General features: G+C 66.7%; 16 protein-coding genes. 9 read left to right on the top strand and 7 right to left on the bottom strand.

What is annotated here, in order from left to right; translation table 11 throughout:
- Positions 1-81 precede the first annotated feature (81 nt).
- Positions 82-1,131 (top strand): type III secretion-associated outer membrane-bound protein HpaM, encoded by a 1,050-nt coding sequence (hpaM, locus tag ACCQ04_RS07120; RefSeq protein ID WP_104626352.1) that lies wholly within the window; start codon positions 82-84, stop codon positions 1,129-1,131.
- Between the two features lie 68 nt (positions 1,132-1,199).
- Here the strand turns inward: hpaM and asnB are convergent, their stop codons facing one another.
- Complete coding sequence (asnB, locus tag ACCQ04_RS07115; RefSeq protein ID WP_104570568.1) at positions 1,200-2,894, bottom strand: asparagine synthase B; 1,695 nt, start codon at positions 2,892-2,894, stop codon at positions 1,200-1,202.
- A gap of 360 nt (positions 2,895-3,254) precedes the next feature.
- On the opposite strand from asnB, the gene ACCQ04_RS07110 reads away from it, so the two are divergent.
- Entirely contained in the window at positions 3,255-4,127 is an 873-nt protein-coding gene (locus ACCQ04_RS07110) for a tetratricopeptide repeat protein (RefSeq protein ID WP_226426604.1), read from the top strand.
- Positions 4,128-4,340: 213 nt separating this feature from the next.
- Here ACCQ04_RS07110 and dapE read toward each other — a convergent pair whose 3' ends face one another.
- From dapE to map, 6 genes are all read right to left on the bottom strand, one after another.
- Positions 4,341-5,471 carry a succinyl-diaminopimelate desuccinylase gene (gene dapE, locus ACCQ04_RS07105; protein WP_226426605.1) on the bottom strand — a complete coding sequence of 377 codons (1,131 nt, stop codon included), beginning with the start codon at positions 5,469-5,471 and terminating at the stop codon, positions 4,341-4,343.
- A 114-nt stretch (positions 5,472-5,585) separates the two neighbouring features.
- Positions 5,586-5,942 (bottom strand): arsenate reductase, encoded by a 357-nt coding sequence (locus tag ACCQ04_RS07100; RefSeq protein ID WP_047124215.1) that lies wholly within the window; start codon positions 5,940-5,942, stop codon positions 5,586-5,588.
- Positions 5,939-6,412, bottom strand: a complete 474-nt coding sequence (locus tag ACCQ04_RS07095) for a hypothetical protein (RefSeq protein ID WP_226426606.1) — start codon at positions 6,410-6,412, stop codon at positions 5,939-5,941. Before ACCQ04_RS07095 ends, ACCQ04_RS07100 begins: the two co-directional genes overlap by 4 nt.
- On the bottom strand, positions 6,409-7,575 hold the full coding sequence (gene dapD, locus ACCQ04_RS07090; protein WP_226426607.1) for a 2,3,4,5-tetrahydropyridine-2,6-dicarboxylate N-succinyltransferase: 1,167 nt from the start codon (positions 7,573-7,575) through the stop codon (positions 6,409-6,411). Before dapD ends, ACCQ04_RS07095 begins: the two co-directional genes overlap by 4 nt.
- 22 nt (positions 7,576-7,597) lie before the next feature.
- Entirely contained in the window at positions 7,598-10,207 is a 2,610-nt protein-coding gene (locus tag ACCQ04_RS07085; RefSeq protein ID WP_226426608.1) for a [protein-PII] uridylyltransferase, read from the bottom strand.
- Positions 10,204-10,980 carry a type I methionyl aminopeptidase gene (map, locus tag ACCQ04_RS07080; protein WP_372358717.1) on the bottom strand — a complete coding sequence of 259 codons (777 nt, stop codon included), beginning with the start codon at positions 10,978-10,980 and terminating at the stop codon, positions 10,204-10,206. The genes ACCQ04_RS07085 and map overlap by 4 nt, the downstream gene beginning before the upstream one ends.
- 318 nt (positions 10,981-11,298) lie before the next feature.
- Here map and ACCQ04_RS07075 point away from each other — a divergent pair, with 318 nt between their 5' ends.
- The 7 genes from ACCQ04_RS07075 to rpsB all read left to right on the top strand — a co-directional run bounded on the left by ACCQ04_RS07075 (position 11,299) and on the right by rpsB (position 18,358).
- Positions 11,299-11,823 (top strand): Csu type fimbrial protein, encoded by a 525-nt coding sequence (locus tag ACCQ04_RS07075; protein WP_039530071.1) that lies wholly within the window; start codon positions 11,299-11,301, stop codon positions 11,821-11,823.
- Between the two features lie 8 nt (positions 11,824-11,831).
- Complete coding sequence (locus ACCQ04_RS07070) at positions 11,832-12,602, top strand: fimbrial biogenesis chaperone (protein ID WP_039528245.1); 771 nt, start codon at positions 11,832-11,834, stop codon at positions 12,600-12,602.
- 16 nt (positions 12,603-12,618) lie between these two features.
- Positions 12,619-14,970, top strand: a complete 2,352-nt coding sequence (locus ACCQ04_RS07065) for a fimbria/pilus outer membrane usher protein (protein ID WP_372358716.1) — start codon at positions 12,619-12,621, stop codon at positions 14,968-14,970.
- Positions 14,967-16,001 carry a Csu type fimbrial protein gene (locus ACCQ04_RS07060; RefSeq protein WP_226426610.1) on the top strand — a complete coding sequence of 345 codons (1,035 nt, stop codon included), beginning with the start codon at positions 14,967-14,969 and terminating at the stop codon, positions 15,999-16,001. The genes ACCQ04_RS07065 and ACCQ04_RS07060 overlap by 4 nt, the downstream gene beginning before the upstream one ends.
- A gap of 48 nt (positions 16,002-16,049) precedes the next feature.
- Positions 16,050-16,382 carry a hypothetical protein gene (locus ACCQ04_RS07055; protein ID WP_046342169.1) on the top strand — a complete coding sequence of 111 codons (333 nt, stop codon included), beginning with the start codon at positions 16,050-16,052 and terminating at the stop codon, positions 16,380-16,382.
- 2 nt (positions 16,383-16,384) lie between these two features.
- Complete coding sequence (locus ACCQ04_RS07050) at positions 16,385-17,092, top strand: fimbrial biogenesis chaperone (RefSeq protein ID WP_226426611.1); 708 nt, start codon at positions 16,385-16,387, stop codon at positions 17,090-17,092.
- A 444-nt stretch (positions 17,093-17,536) separates the two neighbouring features.
- Complete coding sequence (gene rpsB / locus ACCQ04_RS07045) at positions 17,537-18,358, top strand: 30S ribosomal protein S2 (RefSeq protein WP_026064294.1); 822 nt, start codon at positions 17,537-17,539, stop codon at positions 18,356-18,358.
- The last annotated feature ends 160 nt before the right edge of the window (positions 18,359-18,518 follow it).

The raw sequence follows: 18,518 nt of genomic DNA, 5'->3' as shown, positions 1-18,518 counted from the left end.
GGTGGGACACACTAGAGGCCGTCGCGATCTGCAACGTGTTTGCGCACGATCGCCCTCCTCCCCCCACTGACCGGAATCCGCATGCCTCAGCTTGCCCGCTCCGTTTCCGCCCTGTTGCCCCTGCTCGTTGCCACTGCCTGCTCGGCAGCGCCGCCCGCCAAATCCGGCCCACCGGATGCGCCGGTCGCCGCCTGTACTGCCAAGGTGCGCCCCGGGCAGGATCTGCAGAAAGCCATCGACAAGCTTCCGCAAAGTGATACGCCCGCGGTGTTGTGCCTGGAAAAAGGCGAATTTCCGCTCAACGGCCTGGTCTCGATCCACCGCGGCAATCTCGTCTTGCGCGGCAAGGGCCCGACCACGGTGCTGCGCATGGCCGATGGCGTGCAGCAACCGGCGCTGGTGGTCGGCGACTACGAAAACCAGCAGCCGACCGGCGTGATCCGCAACGTCAGCATCGAAGACATGCAGATCGTCGCCAGCACCGGCGACAAGGAGTTCATGCCCGAGCGTCCGTACCTGAGCAATAGCGCGGTGGTCGTGCGTTCCGGCCAGGGCATTCGGCTGGCCGGCCTGCAGGTCAACAAGTGCCGCAGTGCCTGCCTGCTGAGCGAGTACGACACCCGCGAGATCACCATCGAAAACAACGATGTGTCCGGCGCGATCTGGGATGGCGTGTCGTTCAATCGCACCGCCAAGGTCACCATGGTCAACAACTACATCCATGACAACGTGGCTGCAGGCCTGACCACCGAGCATCTGGAAGACAGCGAGATCCGCAACAACCGCTTCGAGCGCAACGGCAGCCAGGGCATTTATCTGTCCGACGCGCGCCGCAACCGCTTCAGCAACAATCAGTTCGACGGCAACAAGGTCGCCGGCGTGTTCCTGGCCTGCGCCATCCGCTATCGCACGCCGGAAATCCTGTGCTGGGACAACAGCATGAGCCAGGACAACGTGTTCGAGAACAACCGCTTCTCCAATACGCCGTTCACCTACACCATCGGTGTGGACCGCGCTGCCAACTGCACGGCGGCCGACTTCAAGCCGAACCTGTGGCGCAACAACCAAGCCGACGTGGCCGGCGTGGATATCGAGCCGCAACGCTACGGATACTGCGTGCGCCACGAGTGATCGCAGCAGCGGCCGGCAGCGCGTGAGCGCATGCCGGCCGCTGGAGTTTCAACTTCGATGCAGCAGCGTTACGACGCCAAGGCCTGTTCGTGCACGCCGGCAATCGCACGGCCGGACGGGTCGGCCATCGCGGCGAAACTGGCATCCCAGGCGATCGCGGTCGGCGACGAACACGCGATCGACTTGCCGCCCGGCACCGTCTCCGCAGCCGCCTGGCTGGGGAAGAACTGCTCGAACAGCGTGCGATAGAAATAGGCTTCCTTGGTCTGCGGCGGATTGACCGGAAAGCGCTTGGAGGCGGCAGCCAGTTCGCGGTCGCTGACATGCGCGGCGGCGTGCGCCTTGAGTCCATCGATCCAGCCATAGCCCACACCATCGCTGAACTGCTCTTTCTGCCGCCACAGGATCGATTCGGGCAGATAGCCGGCAAACGCTTCGCGCAACACGCCCTTTTCCATCCGCGTGGCGCCGCTGCTGGTCTTGTCGATCATCTTGAAACTGGCGTCCATGCGCATGGCCACATCCAGGAACTCGCGATCCAGGAACGGCACGCGTGGCTCCACGCCCCAGGCCATCATCGACTTGTTGGCGCGCAGGCAATCGTAGTTGTTGAGCGCATCCAGCTTGCGTACCAGTTCCTCGTGGAATTCGCGTGCGTTGGGTGCCTTGTGGAAATATAGGTAGCCACCGAAGATTTCGTCGCTGCCTTCGCCCGACAGCACCATCTTCACGCCCATCGCCTTGATGCGTCGCGCCAGCAGGAACATCGGCGTGGACGCGCGAATGGTGGTGACGTCGTAAGTCTCGATATGGCGGATGACCTCCGGCAGCGCATCCAGGCCCTCCTCGAAGCTGTACTCGAAGCCGTGATGCACGGTGCCCAGTGCGGCGGCGGCGACTTCGGCCGCGGCCAGGTCCGGCGAGCCTTTCAAGCCGATCGCGAACGAATGCAGGCGCGGCCACCAGGCTTCGGTGGTGTCGTTCTCCTCGATGCGATGGCGTGCGTAGCGTGCCGCCACCGCGGCGACCAGCGACGAATCCAGCCCGCCGGACAGCAGCACGCCGTACGGCACATCGGTCATCAACTGGCGGTGCACCGCGCGCTCGAAGGCCTCGCGCAATTCCTGCAACTGCACCTGCACGCCTTCCACCTCGGCGTATTCGCGCCAGGAGCGCTCGTAGTAGCGACTCAGTGCGCCGGTGGCGCTGTCGTACCAATGGCCGGGCGGGAACTGCGCCGCATCGGCGCAATCGTCCACCAGCGATTTCAGTTCGGAAGCCACCCGCAAGCGGCCTTCGCGGTCGTGGCCCCAATACAGCGGCACCACGCCGATCGGGTCGCGCGCGATGAGCACCCGCCCGGCCGCCTTGTCCCATAGCGCGAACGCAAAGATGCCATTGAGGCGGTTGAGGTAGGAGGCCGGCGCATCCTCGCGGTACAGCGCATTGATCACCTCGCAATCGGAGCCGGTCTGGAAGGCGTATGGCTGCACCAGCTCCTGCTTGAGCTCGCGATGGTTGTAAATCTCGCCATTCACCGCGAGCGCAAGCGCGCCATCTTCGGACAACAAGGGCTGCGAGCCGCCAGCCGGGTCGACGATGGCCAGGCGCTCGTGCACCAGGATCGCACCGGCGTCGACATACACACCGCTCCAGTCCGGGCCACGGTGACGCTGCCGCTGCGAACATTCCAGCGCCTGCCGGCGCAATGCCTGCAGATCGTCACCGGGTTGCAGACCGAAAATACCGAAGATGGAACACATGGAAACACTCCTGGATGAAACTGCGGGGGTTGGCGGCCGGTGGCAAGCGTGCTGCACGAGAATGACACCCATAAAAAAACCCGCATCGGCCGATGCGGGTTCTCTGATTCCTGGGCGTGTGGTTTTACTTCGCCTAGTCGCAGACCCGCATCGGCCGCGCACGATTGTTCGCGCGCAGAGTGTTGCGGTTGGCGTTATTGACGAGGTTGGGCAGGAGCGATGACATGACTCGACCGTATCCCGCTTTCGACGGCGGCGCAACTGTTGCGATGGCAACCAAGCCCGGCATCGCAGACCACGCCGCGGTCGCACCGACGTATTGCGAGGATAATGACCGCCCCAACAATCGGCAGTAATGGAATGACCCCACGCATCGGACGCATGCCGCCCCTGGCCCTGTTGCTTGCAGTGTTGCTGCAGGCCTGCAGCAGCGCCCCTCCGCGCACCGATCCAGTCTATCTGCAACAGCTGGAACAACACGCGGTCGATGGCAGTTTCGATAGCGCGTGGAATGCGGCCGAACGCCTGGAGGCACGCAACGACTCGCGCGCCATCCACTGGTACGAACGTGCCGCTGCGATCGCCCCGTGGACGTTCCGCAACACCCGCGCCGAACTGGCGCTGGGACGGATCTGGGCAAGCGGGACGCTCTTCCATCCCGACAGCCCGTACATCGACCAGCGCGTCGCATTACGTGCGTCGCCGCGCAAGGGCGAGCACTGGTACCTGGCAGCGGCCATGCATGGAAACCCGTATGCCATCGCCGAGCTCGCCAAGTTTCACCGCGACCGTGGGGAGGCGGCTGCGGCGTTGCGCTGGGATCTGCGTGCGACGATCTATGAGCGCTCCGCATCAGGATCGTCGGGGCTTCCCGCCGCCATCGCGCCAAGCGGAGGTGCATTGCACCCGCTGGTACGCGACATCCAGCGCCGCGCCCGCAACGGCGATGCCGAGGCGCAGGTCGATCTTGGCGCGCTCCATGAAAAAGGAATGGGTGGCGTGGACAGAGACGGTACGGAGGCGCTGCGCTGGTACCGGCGCGCGGCGGACCAGGGCAATGTGTATGGTCAGTATTTCTCCGGTCTGCTGCTCGGACGCGGCAGCAGCGGCGTGACGCGCGACGTGGAGACGGCGGAAACCTGGTTTGCCAAGGCGTCCGCACAGACGTTCTATATCGCGGACGAATCGCATTGGCGCGAGGCGATCAAACCGCCGTTCTGGACGTTCGACTAGCCCCCCGAGCCTTGTGCCTCCATGCCACCTGGCAATGCAATGCAATGCAATGCAATGCAATGCAAGCGAGATGCTGCTGCAATCCAGAAGATCTAGTGCAGCTTGGCGATGCCCGCGTCGCGCAGCAGCATCGGCGTGCCGCAGGTGAACGCATGCCGTGCGCTGGCTGCGTAGTGTGCAAACCAGCGCGTGGCATGGGCATATCCTGGCAACTCAGACCAGCAGGCGTTCGATCAGCGTGCGGTACAACGCCGGCAGCGCTTCCAGGTCGGCCACGCGCACGTGCTCGTCGACCTGGTGGATGCTGGCGTTGACCGGGCCGACTTCGATGCATTGCGCACCCAGCGGCGCGATGAAGCGCGCATCGGAGGTGCCGCCGCCGGTGCTTTCTTCCGGCGGTGCGCCGGCGAACTGGCCCAGCACCTCGCGTGCGACGCTGCGCAGGCGGCCTTCCGGGGTGTAGAACGGCTCGCCGCTGCGATGCCAGCGCAGCGCATAGTCCAGCCCGTGGCGATCCAGCAATGCGGTGATTTCCGCTTCCAGCCGCGGCGCGTCCCACAGCGGGGTGTAGCGCAGATTGAAGGCCACCTGCAGCTCGCCCGGAATCACGTTATTGGCGCCGGTGCCGGCATGGATGTTCGACACCTGCAGGCTGGTCGGCGGAAAACTCTCGAAACCCTCGTCCCACTGCCGCGCCACCAGCTCGGCCAAGGCCGGCGCGGCCAGATGGATCGGATTGCGCGCCTTGTGCGGATACGCCACATGCCCCTGCACGCCTTTCACCGTCAGCGTGCCGGACAGACTGCCGCGACGGCCCACGCGCAGCAGGTCGCCCAGCCGTTCGGTGGACGACGGCTCGCCGGTGATGCACCAGTCGATCGCCTGCCCGCGCGCACGGAACAGGTCGGCCACGCGCCGCACGCCGTCGATGGCATCGCCTTCTTCATCGGAGGTCAGCAACACCGCCAGCGTGCCGGCATGCTGCGGATGGGCGGCGACGAACTGTTCGGCAGCGATCGCGAAGGCGGCCACGCTGCCCTTCATGTCGGCCGTGCCGCGCCCGTACAGCACACCATCGCGGATCTGCGGATCGAACGGATCGCTGGTCCAGGCCTCGCGCGGACCCGGCGGCACCACATCGGTGTGGCCAAGCAGCACCAGCACCGGCGCACCGCTGCCATGCGTGGCCCACAGATTGTCGACCTGGCCCAGGCGCAAATGCTCGCAAGCGAATCCGGCAGCCTCCAGGCGTTGCGCAAGCAGCACCTGGCAGCCGGCGTCGTCCGGTGTCACCGAGGCGCGTGCGATCAGCTCGCAGGTCAGTTGCAGTACGTCGCTGGTCATGCTCGTCCTTCCGATAAAAAATGTTACAGCTGGGCCGCGGGCATCAGCAGGTCGCCTGCCGTCCCCGCGCCCGCCCCGCACAGGCCTGTACGAACCGATGACGCGGTGGCGCCATCAGGCGATGTTGAAGCGCGCCTTGAACCCGTTGTCGGAGAAGCCCTGGCTGAGCGCGCCATCGTCGCTCACCACCACCGGGCGGCGGATCAATTGCGGGTATTCGCGCAGCAGCAGCTTCCATTCGGCGTCCGAACCCGGCGTCTTCTTGTTGTCGGGCAACTGGCGCCAGGTGGTCGAGGACTTGTTGATCAAGGCCTCGAATCCGCCGGCCTGGCCGGCCCAATCCACCAATGTCTCCGGCGCGGGCGTGTGCTCGCGGTAATCGACGAAGCTGTAGGCCACGCCGAAGCGGTCCAGCCACTTGGTCGCCTTCTTGCAGGTGTCGCAGTTCTTCAATCCGTAGAGCGTGGTCATGTCGTCGCCTTTTCGACTCCGCGGCGCGCGCTTGCACGCGCCAACAGGGTGGTTACCAGTTGATCGTGTTCCTGCCCCTGGGCGGGCAGGAACACCACATCGGCACGTGTGCCGTGGAATTTCAGCGCCATCCGCCGTGGCGGAATCAGCCATGCGGCATCGACCGAGCGCAGCTCGGCCAGGTCCACACGCTGCGATCGTCCTTGCTGCACGATCTCCAGCGCATCGCCCGCATCGCGGACCTGTGCCCAGCGGCTGGATGCCCATGCCAGACGCAGGGTCATCAGCACCATCAGCGCAGGCGCCAGCCACCGCAGGACCTCCAGCTGCTGCGGCACGCCATCGCGCGCCAGCGAGCCGGCCACGTAGAGCGCCACCCATCCCAACCACAGGGCCGGGATGCCCCAACGCACCCAGACACTGAGCGGCCGCGACAGCATGGTGCCGCGTGCAGGCTGCGCAGTGCTCAATCGGCCAGGCCGCGCAGCAACTCGTTGACGCTGGTCTTGCTGCGCGTCTTGGCATCCACCTGCTTGACGATCACCGCGCAATACAGCGAGTGCGAGCCATCTTTCGACGGCAGCTGGCCGGACACCACCACGCTGTAAGGCGGCACGTAGCCGTAGGAAATCTCGCCGGTGGCGCGGTTGTAGATGCGTGTGCTCTGGCCGATGAACACGCCCATGCCGATTACGCTGTGGTGCCCGATGACCACGCCTTCGACCACTTCCGACCGCGCACCGATGAAGCAATGATCCTCGATGATGGTCGGGCTGGCCTGCAGCGGTTCGAGCACGCCGCCGATGCCGGCGCCGCCGGACAGATGGCAATGCGCGCCGATCTGCGCACACGACCCCACCGTGGCCCAGGTATCGACCATGGTGCCTTCGCCTACATACGCGCCGATATTGGTGAAGCTCGGCATCAGCACCACGTCCTTGCCGAAGTAGCTGCCGCGCCGCGCCACCGCACCCGGCACCACGCGCACGCCGGCCTTGCGGAACTCGGCTTCGCCAAAGCCGGCAAAACGCGACTCCACCTTGTCCCAGAACGGTGCCGGCTGCGCGTCGATCACGGCCATCTCGTTGACGCGGAAATACAGCAGCACGGCCTTCTTCAACCACTCGTTGACGCTCCAGCCGCCCTGCCCGTCCGGTTCGGCGACGCGGAACTCACCAGTCTCCAGGCCGTCGATGACGCGGGTGACGATGGCGCGGGTGGAGCCGTCGATCTCGTCGACGGTCAGGCTGGCGCGGCGCTCGAAGGCGCTTTCGATGCCGAACTTGAGCTCGTCACTGCCCACCGGCGTTGCAGCGCCGCGCACGGTCTTTTCGGCGATCGGCAGTTTCTTCGCAGCTGCAGCCTTCTTGGCGGCCGGTGCGGACACCACGCTGGCCGGCTGCTTGGCCACGCGCGGGACCGCACTGGTCGTCGGCTTGGTCGCGCTTTTCCTGGTGACCTGCTTGGTAACGCTTTTGCTGGCGGCCACCGGCTTAGCAGCCGCCGCGGTGGCCTTGCGCTTGTCGACGGCCGGCGCCGGGGGCGCCTTGCCGCTCTTGCTCGGCGCGCGCTTGGGCGCTGCGCCGGTGGGGGTCGCGCCCTGCTTGCGCGCGGTCTTCTTGCTGGTGGCCATGGGGGGTCTCCGAACGGACTACTCAGGTGGGATCGAGGCAGGCGCACAGCGCATCGCGCAGCGCCTGCCGGGCGGATTCGGGCAACGGGCGGTCGTGCTCGTCGGTGATCTGGAACTGGTCTTCGGCGCGCTCGCCGAAGGTGGCAATGCGCGCATCGTGCACACGCAGGTGTTGCAGGCGCAGCACATTGGCCACATCGGCCAGCAAGCCGGGGCGATCGGGCGCGACCAGACTGATGCGGGTGCGGCGACCACCGGCGCTTTCGCTGAATTCCACGCGCGGCGCAAAGCGGAAGTGGCGCAGCTGGCGCGGCACCGCACGCCGCGAGGGACGCACCTTGTGCAGGTCGCCGGCCAGCACCTGGCGCAAGGCCGCGGCCAGGCGCTGCGGGTCGCCATCGGCGGAACTGTCCTGCGGCAGCACCTCGAACACGTCGAAGATCGCATCGTGCGGCGCATCCAGCACGCGGGCGCGATGGATGCCATACCCCTTGCGATCCAGCGTGGCGACGATCGCGGAGAACAAACCGTCGCGATCGGGCGAATACACGAACACTTCCAGCGCGTCGTTGTCCGGTACCGCGCGCCGCGCCTTGACCAGGGTCTGGCCGATCTGCACCTCGATCAGCGACACCGCCTGCCAGGCCAGTTGCTCGGGACGGAAGCGCAGGAAGTTTTCATCCGGCATGCCGGCGAACTGGCGGTCGATGGTGGCATCGTCGTGGCCTTGCGCCTGCATCAGCGCGCGGGCGGACTCGCGCGCTTCGCGCAGGCGCTCTTCGCGCGGCGGCGGATGCTCCAGGCCCTCGCGCAGTGCGCGCCGCGCGGCGAAATACAGGTCGGCCAGCAGCCGGTCCTTCCACGCGTTCCACAGCTTGGGGCTGGTGCCGGCGATATCGGCGCAGGTCAGCAGGTACAGGTAATCCAGGCGCTCGCGCGTGCCGACCAGGGTGGCGAAACGGTGGATCACCTCCGGGTCGGAGATGTCCTGCTTCTGCGCGGTCACCGACATGCGCAGATGCTGTTCGACCAGCCAGGCCACCAACGCGGTATCGCCTTCGCTGAGCCGGTGCGCCTGGCAGAACGCGCGCGCATCCACCGCGCCCAGCTCGGAATGATCGCCGCCGCGGCCCTTGGCGATGTCGTGAAACAGGCCGGCCAGCAGCAGCAATTCCGGCTTGCGCAGGCGCGGCCAGACTTCATGGGTGATCGAAAAACGCTCGTCGGCGCGACCGGCGGCAAACAGCGAGATGTTCCGCAGCACCATCAAGGTGTGCTGGTCCACCGTGTAGACATGGAACAGGTCGAACTGCATGCGCCCGGACACGCTGGCGAATGCCGGAATCCACTGGCCCAGCACGCCCAAACGCGCCATGCGGTTGAGCGACTCCACCGCCCGCGGGCCGCGCAGCAGCGCCATGAAGCGGTCGCGCGCGGTCGCATCGGCGACGTCGTAGGCCGGCAACTCGCGCAGCACCTCGGCCAGCGCGCGCGCCGTCAGCGAATGCAGCCCGCGTACCTCGCGATGCGCCGCCCACTGCGCAAACAGCGCAAAGACCTGCAGCACGTCGCCGGCCGGCCAGTCCTCTGCATCCGCAGCCAGATAGCCGCGGCGCAGACTGAAGCCCTCGCCCAGCGGCTCCGGCACCGCCTCGCCGTCGAACTGTTCTTCGAAGCGCTGCAGCAAGCGGTCGCTGATGCGGCGGATCAATGCAGCGCTGCGGTAGAAGCGCTGCATCATCTTTTCCACGCCCAGGCTTTCCGGGTCGTCGGCAAAGCCCAGCCGCTCGGCAAGCGTCTTCTGGTAATCGAACCCCAACCGCTCTTCCGGCCGGTTGGCCACCAGGTGCAGGCCGAAGCGCAAGCGCGCCAGCTCCTCGCGCTCGCGCCGCAGCGCTACGGCCTCGTCGAAACCGACATGGCCGAGCCCGACCAGCGCCTCCAGATCCTTGACCCCGAACGCGCGCAGCGCCATCCAGCCCAGCGTCTGCAGGTCGCGCAGGCCGCCGGGGCCGTCCTTGATGTCCGGCTCCAGATTGTCGGCGGTATCGCCGAAGCGCTGATGCCGCGCCAGCAGCTCTTCGCGCTTGGCCTGAAAGAATTCGCGCGCCGGCCACACCAGTTGCGGCGAGATCGCTGCCGCCAGCGCAGCGCGCGCCTGGCTACCGGCAACCAGCGGGCGCGACTCGATCAAGGCGGTCAGCACCGTCTGATCGGCCGCCGCGGCGGTGCACTGCGCCGGCGAGCGCACCGCGTGGCTGATCGGCAGGCCCACATCCCACAGCAAGGCGAACAGCCGCGCCAGGGCCTGCTCGTGCTGTTGCTGCACGCCGGTCTCGCCCAGTACCAGCACATCCACATCCGAGCGCGGGAACAGTTCGCCGCGCCCGTAACCGCCGACTGCATGCAGCGACAGCCCGGCGTCGGCCGGAATGCAGCGCGTCCACGCATTGCGCATCAATTGATCGACCGCGCGGGCGCGCAAGGCCACCAGGCGCTCGATCGGCTCGCCCTGGTCGAAGCGCTTGCACAGGCGCATGTCGGCATGCACCAGCAGCGGGCGCGCTTGCGCGGCCCACTCGGCATCGCCGGCGACACCCGGGTCGGGTCGGTCCGCCGGCGTGGCCGTCATACCGGAGCGGGAGCGTTCGGCGACAGCGTCAGCACATCCACGCCGTCTTCGGTCACCGCGACCATGTGTTCCCACTGCGCGGACAACTTGCGGTCCTTGGTCACCACGGTCCAGCCGTCCGGCAGGGTCTTATGGTGGTAGGTGCCTTCGTTGATCATCGGTTCGATGGTGAAGGTCATGCCGGGCTTGAGCACCAGGCCTTCGCCGGGGCGGCCGTAATGCATTACCTGCGGCTCGTCGTGGTAGACCTTGCCAATGCCATGGCCGCAGTAATCGCGCACCACGCTGAAGCGCTCGGCTTCGGCAAATTTCTGGATCGCGTGGCCGACATCGCCCAGCGTTGCACCCGGCTTGACCGCACGGATGCCGCGCCACATCGCCTCGTAGGTGGTTTCCACCAGCCGCTTGGCCATCACCGACGGCGTGCCCACGTAATACATGCGGCTGGTGTCGCCATGCCAGCCGTCCTTGATGACGGTGACGTCGATATTGACTATGTCGCCGTCCTTCAGGACCTTGGCCGCGCTCGGGATGCCGTGACAGATCACGTTGTTGACCGAGGTGCATACGCTCTTGGGAAAGCCGCTGTAGCCGACGTTGGCAGGAATGGTGCCCTGCACGTTGACGATGTGGTCGTGGCAGATGCGGTCCAGCTCGGCCGTGGTCACGCCCGCCTGCACGTACGGCGCCACGACATCGAGCACCTCGGCGGCCAGGCGGCCGGCGACGCGCATCAGTTCGATTTCTTCTTTGGTTTTCAGATTGACGCTCATGGCAGCGATTATCGCCGATTCGGGCTGAATCTGAACGACCCGCGCGGTTGTTTTTCATGCCGCAGCCGATCAAGCGCCCAGACGGACCGGGCAGCAGGAATCTGGCGGCACCGCGCATTCATGTGTGACGCACTACCGCGCGCGTCAAAAACTCAATGAACGGGGTCATCCGAGAGACATCGCAATTTCGGGAAAACTCTGAGGATAAACAGCGAGATAGCCAAATCATTCAGGGTAATCTTTGGCACAGCTGATGCATTGGAGGCAGGGCGACGAGTCGTCGCGTTACCAATGACCAGACCGGTCAAGGAGATGTCCATGCGTACTGTCCGCCCTGTCCTGCTGTCCCTTGGCCTGCTCTCGACCATTGGCGTTGCCACTGCAGCAGATACCACCACATTCAACGTCAAGATCGCCGTCACCAAGGCCTGCACCATCACCGCCGCCTCGGCGACGGACGTCGACTTCGGCTCGGTGTTGTCCACCTCCACCGCCAATGCCGACGCCAACGGCAGCGTGACCGCGCAGTGCACCGCACTGACCCCGTACAACATCGCGTTGAGCGCGGGCAGCAATGCTGGCACCGCCAACGACGTCACCACCCGCCGCATGAAGAACACCGATGCGCTGGTCACCACCAACAACTTCATCGCCTACCAGCTGTACCAGGATCTGGGCCGCAGCACGGTATGGGGCAGCACCACCGGCACCAATACGCTGAGCCGCACCGCCACCGGCATCAACCAGGTCTATCCGGTCTACGGCCGCGTGACCAACCCGTCGGCCAACAATCCCGCGACCGGTACCTACCAAGACACCATCACCGCCACGATCGTCTACTGAGCGCGCGCATGCCACTGCACCACCGCCTGTCGTACCGGATGCCGGCCTGGCTGGTCACGGCCGGATTGAGCCTGACGCTGGCGCTTGGCAGCGGCGTGCCGCTGCAGCCGGCCCATGCGGCCAGCCTGCAGCTGGCGCCGACCTCGCTGACGCTGAGCGCACAGCAGTCCGCCGACGGGCTCTGGCTGAGCAACAGCGGCAGCGCGCCGGTGCAGGTGCAGACCCGCGCCTATCGCTGGACCCAACGTGACGGCAAGGACCAGCTCGACCCGACCCAGGAACTGCTGATCAGCCCGCCGATGCGCACGCTGGCCGCCGGCGAGCGCCAGCTGATTCGGGTGATTCGCGCCGGGCCCGCGCCGACCAGCGAGGAAGTCTGCTACCGCATCATCGTCGATGAATTGCCCAACGCCGATGCGGATCGCAAGGGCATGCAGTTCGTGTTGCGCTACTCGGTGCCGATCTTCCTGCTGCCGCCGGGCAAGACCGAATCCACGCCGACCTTGAGCACGCAGGTGATTGCCGGCAGCGACGGCAATGCGCAGATCCAGATCAGCAACACCGGCAATGGGCACGCCCAGGTCGCCGACCTGCAGCACCGGGTCGATGGCACGACCAAGACGGCATTGAACGGGCTGGTGGGTTATGTCCTGCCCGGCCAGACCATGCGCTGGTCGCTGGGGGCACCGCTGGCCCAGTTCGGCCGCGGCACCATCATCGCAAGGATCAATGGTGAGGCGGACGAACGCACCTTGTTGGCCGCGCCAGCAGCGCCGTGATGCGGGCCGGCTGGCGATGACGCTGCTTGCGACCGCCACCTGCCTGGCACACGCCGCCTCCGGCGATCTGGCCGACATGGCGCCACTGTCCGATCAGGCGCCGCAGAACGTGGCGGCCCTGCCGCAGACGCTGTACCTGGATGTCAGCCTCAACCAGGCCGAGCGCGGCCTGGCACCGTTCGAACTGGTGGACGGCCACCTGCGCGGCTCCGTCGACACGCTGCGCAAGCTGGGCTTCCTCCTGGCCGACCGCCCCGCCAGCGAGCTGGTCGATCTGGATCGCCTGCCCGACGTGGAGGTGCGCTACGACGCTGCGCTGCAACGGCTTGTGTTGCAGGTGCCGCTGGCGCAGCTGTCGCTCTCCACCACGGTACTCAAGGCCGAACAGGTCGCACCGCCCAGCGCCACTGCCTCGCCGGGCATGCTGCTCAATTACGACTTCTATGCCACGCGCAATGCCGGGGCCAGCAGCGTGTCGCTGGCCACCGAAGTGCGCGGCTTCGGCATCGGCCGCGGCATGGTCGACACCACCGCGGTGTTCCTGGCCTACGACCGCCCGCAGGACCAGCGCTGGCGCAGCGAAGCGGTGCGCCTGGACAGCGCCTGGCAGATGGATTTCCCCGACAGCGCCACCAGCCTGACGGTCGGCGACTTCTACAGCGGCTTTGTCGACTGGAGCCGCTCGATCCGCCTGGGCGGGATACAGATCGGCCGCAATTACGCCCTGCAGCCGTACCGCGTGCTCACCCCCACACCAAGCTTCCTGGGCGAGGCGGTGGTGCCGTCGACGGTGGAGCTCTACGTCGACGGGCTGCGCCAGTACAGCGGCCAGGTGCCGGCCGGCCCGTTCCAGCTGGCCGCGCAACCCGGCATCAGCGGCACCGGGCAGGCGCAGATCGTGGTGACCGATGCGTTCGGCCAGGTGCGCCGGCTAGGCTTCGCCTTCTATGGCACGCCGCAACTGCTGGCGCGCGGCATTTCCGAGTGGTCGGCCGGCATCGGCCATCTGCGCCAGGACTACGGCGTGCGCTCGTTTTCCTACGAGTCGCGCACGGTCGCCAGCGCCACGCTGCGCAAGGGCCTGCGCGATGACTTCACCATCGAAGCGCATACCGAGGCCGGCGGCGGCGTGGTCAATGCCGGTGCCGGCGGCGTGTGGCTGCTCGGCGCAGGCGGCGTGGTCAACGCGGCCTACGCGCATAGCCGGATGGATGCGCTGCGCGGCGGGCAGTACGTGCTGGGGTATGCCTGGAACAACCGTCGTTTCAACTTCACTGCCGGCACCCAGCGCACCCACGGCGACTATCGCGACCTGGGCGCACTGCAGGGCGCGTTGCCGGCGCGCATCAGCGACCGCGCGGTGTTCGGCGTCAACGTCAATCCGATCGGCTCGCTGGGCACCAGCTATGTGCGGCTGAGCTATCCGCAAGGCGACACCTCGCGGTATGCGAGCCTGTTCTGGTCGCGCAGTTTCGGGCGCAACTGGGCGGCCAATCTGTCCGGCAACCAGAACCTGGATGTGCGCAGCGACCGTAGCCTGTACCTGTCGCTGTCGACCACGTTCGGCGAGTTGCGCCAGGCCAGCGCCTCGATGCAACGCAACGGCAACCGCACCGGATTCGTGGCCGATCTGAGCCAGCCGCTGCCCGGCGACGGCGACCTGGGCGGGATCGGCTGGCGCCTGCAGGGGCGTGCCGGCGACGATGCCAACGGCGGCCTGGCCGAGCTGGGGTGGTTGAACCGCATCGGCCGCTACAACCTCGGCGTCGCCAACCAGGATGGCGCCAACTTCGGCTATGCCAGCGCCAGCGGCAGCCTGGTGTGGATGAACGGCCGCGGCTTTGCCGCGCGCGATATCCAGGATGCCTTCGCGGTGGTCTCCACCGACGGCCAGCCCGGCATTCCGGTGCGGCTGGAGAATCGCCTGATCGGCGTCACCGATGCGCGCGGGATGCTGCTGGTCACCCCGCTGCAGTCGTGGCAGCGCAACCAGCTGTCCATCGACACATTGAATCTGCCGGCGGACCTGCGCGTGGACCGCGTCGATACTGCGGTGACACCGCGCCAGCAGTCCGGGGTGGCGGTGCGCTTCGGCATCACCCAGGTGCGCGCGGCCATGATCGTGCTGCACGACGCCCAGGGCGTGCCGTTGCCGGTCGGCAGCGTGGTGCAACGCGAGGGCAACGCCGAACGCGTGGTGGTCGGCTACGACGGCGAAACCTATCTGGACAATCTGCAGATCGACAACCGCATCCTGGTGGAGCTGCCGGATGGCCGCTGCAGCGCGCGCTTCACCTACCCGATCAACCCCGGCGGCATCCCGCGGGTCGGCCCGCTGCCCTGCGTTCTCGAGCAGCAAACCCCATGAGCCTGCCCGCACTGTGGCGCCTGGTCGTTGCGCTGGCGATCGCAACGTTGTGGCTTGCCCCCTGCCAGGGCGCGCACGCGGACACCACCTGCAGCGTCACCCTCGGTACCCCGCTGGCGTTCGGCAACGTGGCGGCCAACGGCACCACCGATGCGGTGGCAACGCTCAACGTCTCCTGCGCGACCGCAGCGCTCAGCGTGCTCGGCTATGCCCAGGTGAGTCTGTGCCTGGACCTCGGGCCGGGCAGCGCCAGCAACGGGCTGTACGCGCCACGCCGTATGCTCAACCCCACCAGCGATAGCCTGGACTTCCAGATCTACAGCGAGGCCACGCGGACCCAGGTCTGGGGCGCCACCGGGTCGACGACGCCCTCGCCGCGCCTGGTGACACTGTCCTACGGTGTTCCGGTGGTCACCGGCGGCTCGCAGACGGCCAGCATTACCCTGTACGGGCGCATTCCGGCCAACCAGACGCTGTCGGTCGGAACCCACACCAGCAGCTTCGGCGGTGCCGACACCGTGCTGCGCTACTCCTACAACGAAAGCGTCATCGGTATGCCGCCGGCGCCGAGCAGTTGCACGGCCGGCGGCAGCGGTGCCAAGACCGCCAGCAACGCCTTTCCGTTCACGGCCTCGGCCAACGTGCCGGCACGCTGCAGTACCTACGTCACCACCGACCTGGATTTCGGCAGCATCGCCGGCACCATCGATACCGCCATCGACCGCACCTCCACCATCAGCCTGTCATGCACCAACCGCACTGCCTGGAATATCGGGCTGGGCGATGGCATCAATGCCGCCGGCAACGTCCGGCGCATGCGCCACGCCAGCAGTGCCAACTACATCGCCTATGAACTGTATCGGGACGCCGGCCGCGGCAACCGCTGGGGCACCAGCATCGGCGTCGATACGCTCAGCGGCACCGGCAACGGAGTCGCGCAGACGGTGACCGTCTATGGCCGCGCGCCGGCACCGCAACAGCCCATCGCGGGTGCCTACAACGACACGGTGACCGTCTCGATCACTTACTGACAGTTAATAAAGTTCGCATTGGGGGCGTCGCTATTTGTTACGTCTCCAATGCAAACGATTGCCTTCATGACGCTGGTCACTTTGTTGAAGCGCCTGACGCTGGTCGCCCTCGTCTGCAGCGCGAGCTCTACCGCGGCCAACGCGGCCACCGCTCCGGGCCCGGAAAACTTCACCCTGCACATCGGCCTGCGTCTGCTCAGCGGCTGCGAACTGCGCACTGCGCCGCCGCGCGCCAGCTGCTCCAGGGGCACGCCGATGGCGATCGCCCCGCCGGCCGGCAGCGCCGACACCCCAACCGCCGCCAGCACCGGGCAGGATGCCAGCGCACTCGCCGGGCCAACGCCTGCCGGCAACGCGCCCATCACCACGATCGCGTTCTGACCATGGCCGCGTCCCGCTCCTGTTGCGGCCTGCTGGCGTTGGCGTTGGCCGGCCTGGCCATCGGTGGCAGCGCCGTTGCCGCCGAGATCGCCATCGCCCCGACCACCGCCCGCATTCCCGCCGACAGCGACCAGACCACCGTCTGGCTCTACAACCAGGCAGCCCTGCCATGGCGCGCCGAAGCCAAACTCTACCGCTGGCGCCAGGACGGCGACCGCGAACTGCTTGAACCGGCCACCGCCGCCACCGTCAGCCCGGCGCAATTCGAAATTCCTCCGCAAGGCCGGCAATTGCTGCGGGTGATCCGCCTGGGCCCCAGCCCGGTGCAGAGCGAAGACAGCTACCGCCTGGTAGTGACCCAGCATGCCTCCGGTAGCGACACCGCACTGCTGCGTTATTCCACGCCGGTGTTCGCCCTGCCAAGCCAGCCCGGCGACCTGCGCCCGCTGCTGCAGGCCAGCCTGTCCGGCCAGGGCAGCGGCCGCGCGCTGAAAATCCATAACGCCGGGCTCGGCCATGCCCGGCTGGCCGACCTGGCCTACATCGATGCCGGCGGCACCCGCCGCAGCATCCGCGACGACCTTGCCGGCTATGTGCTTCCCGGCCAGACCCGCCAATGGTCGCTGCCCGCCAACGTGGCCGCCGGCAATGGCCGCTTCGTGGCGCGGATCAACAGCGATATCGAAACGACGCTGGCGCTGGAGCCGTGAGCTCTGGGGATTGGGAATTCGGGATTGGGGGTTGGGGATTCGGTACAGCGCATCGCGGTAGCTGATCCTTCGTGGGCGTGTGGACGCGCACGGAGCTAAGCTTGCCCGATTCCCGATTCCCGATTCCCGATTCCCGATTCCCCACTCCCCACTCCCCAATCCCGACTCGCCAATTGCGCCCGCCCGCTCAGCCGGCTATACTCCGCCGGCTGTTTTGCGTCTCTTGCGCATTGCGTCGTTCACGTCGGACGTCATCGACGAATTCACACCTGCTGCCACCATCCGTGCCGGGGTGCCCCCGCAAGGGGTTCGTCACGGAGGCGACAGGGAAGCCCAACCCCGGAATCGTTTGTGCGCATCCTTTCGCAAGGGCCCGCACATCCATGTGCGGACTCTTCAAAGTCCAGTCCGCGCACGTAGATTCCGCTATCAGGAGTTACTTCAATGCCCCAAGTCACCATGCGTCAGATGCTGGAAGCCGGCGTCCATTTCGGTCACCAGACCCGCTACTGGAACCCCAAGATGGCGCCGTACATCTTCGGCGCGCGCGGCAAGATTCACATCATCAACCTCGAGAAGACCGTTCCGCTCTTCAATGACGCGATGAACTTCCTCTCCTCGATCGCGCAGAAGCGCGGCACCGTGCTGTTCCTGGGCACCAAGCGCAGCGCGCGCGAGTCCATCAAGGAAGAAGCCGAGCGTTGCGGCATGCCGTTCATGACCCAGCGCTGGCTGGGCGGCACGCTGACCAACTTCCGTACCGTCAAGCAGTCGGTTGCCCGCCTGAAGGAACTGGAGTCGGCCGAGACCGACGGCACCTTCGACAAGCTGGTCAAGCACGAAGTGCTGGGCCTGCGTCGCGAGCGCGAGAAGCTGGACGCCTCGCTGGGCGGCATCAAGGAAATGAACCGCCTGCCCGACGCGATCTTCGTGATCGACATCGGCCATGAAGACATCGCCATCAAGGAAGCCAAGAAGCTCGGCATCCCGGTGATCGCAGTGGTCGACACCAACTACGACCCGGCCCTGGTCGACTACGCCATCCCGGGCAACGACGACGCCATCCGTGCCGTGCAGCTGTATGCACGTGCCGCCGCCGACGCCGTGCTGGAAGGCAAGGCTGCTGCGCCGAACTCCGCTTCGGTCCGCGAAGAAGAGTTCTCGGCCGAATCCGCCGACGAAGGCAAGGGCCGTCGCGCTCCGGCCAAGAAGGGCGACAAGAAGGCTGACGCACCGGCCGACGCTGCCGCTCCGGCTGCCGAGTAATCGGCCTGCAATGCGGCCGCACCATGCTGTGCGGCCGCAGCCCCGACGGGCCCAGCGCGGCCCGTCGCCGAGGCCACTGAACATTTCTACGGGGGCGGCCGGCCTGGCTGCGCCGTCTCCTACTGGCGGAACCCTCCGCCGCACGCATTCGTCCATATGA

This window comes from Xanthomonas sp. NCPPB 2866 (assembly GCF_041475745.2).
Taxonomy (GTDB): domain Bacteria; phylum Pseudomonadota; class Gammaproteobacteria; order Xanthomonadales; family Xanthomonadaceae; genus Xanthomonas; species Xanthomonas arboricola.
Note: the sequence above shows the minus strand (reverse complement) of the source record. Positions and strands in the feature narration are given on the sequence as shown.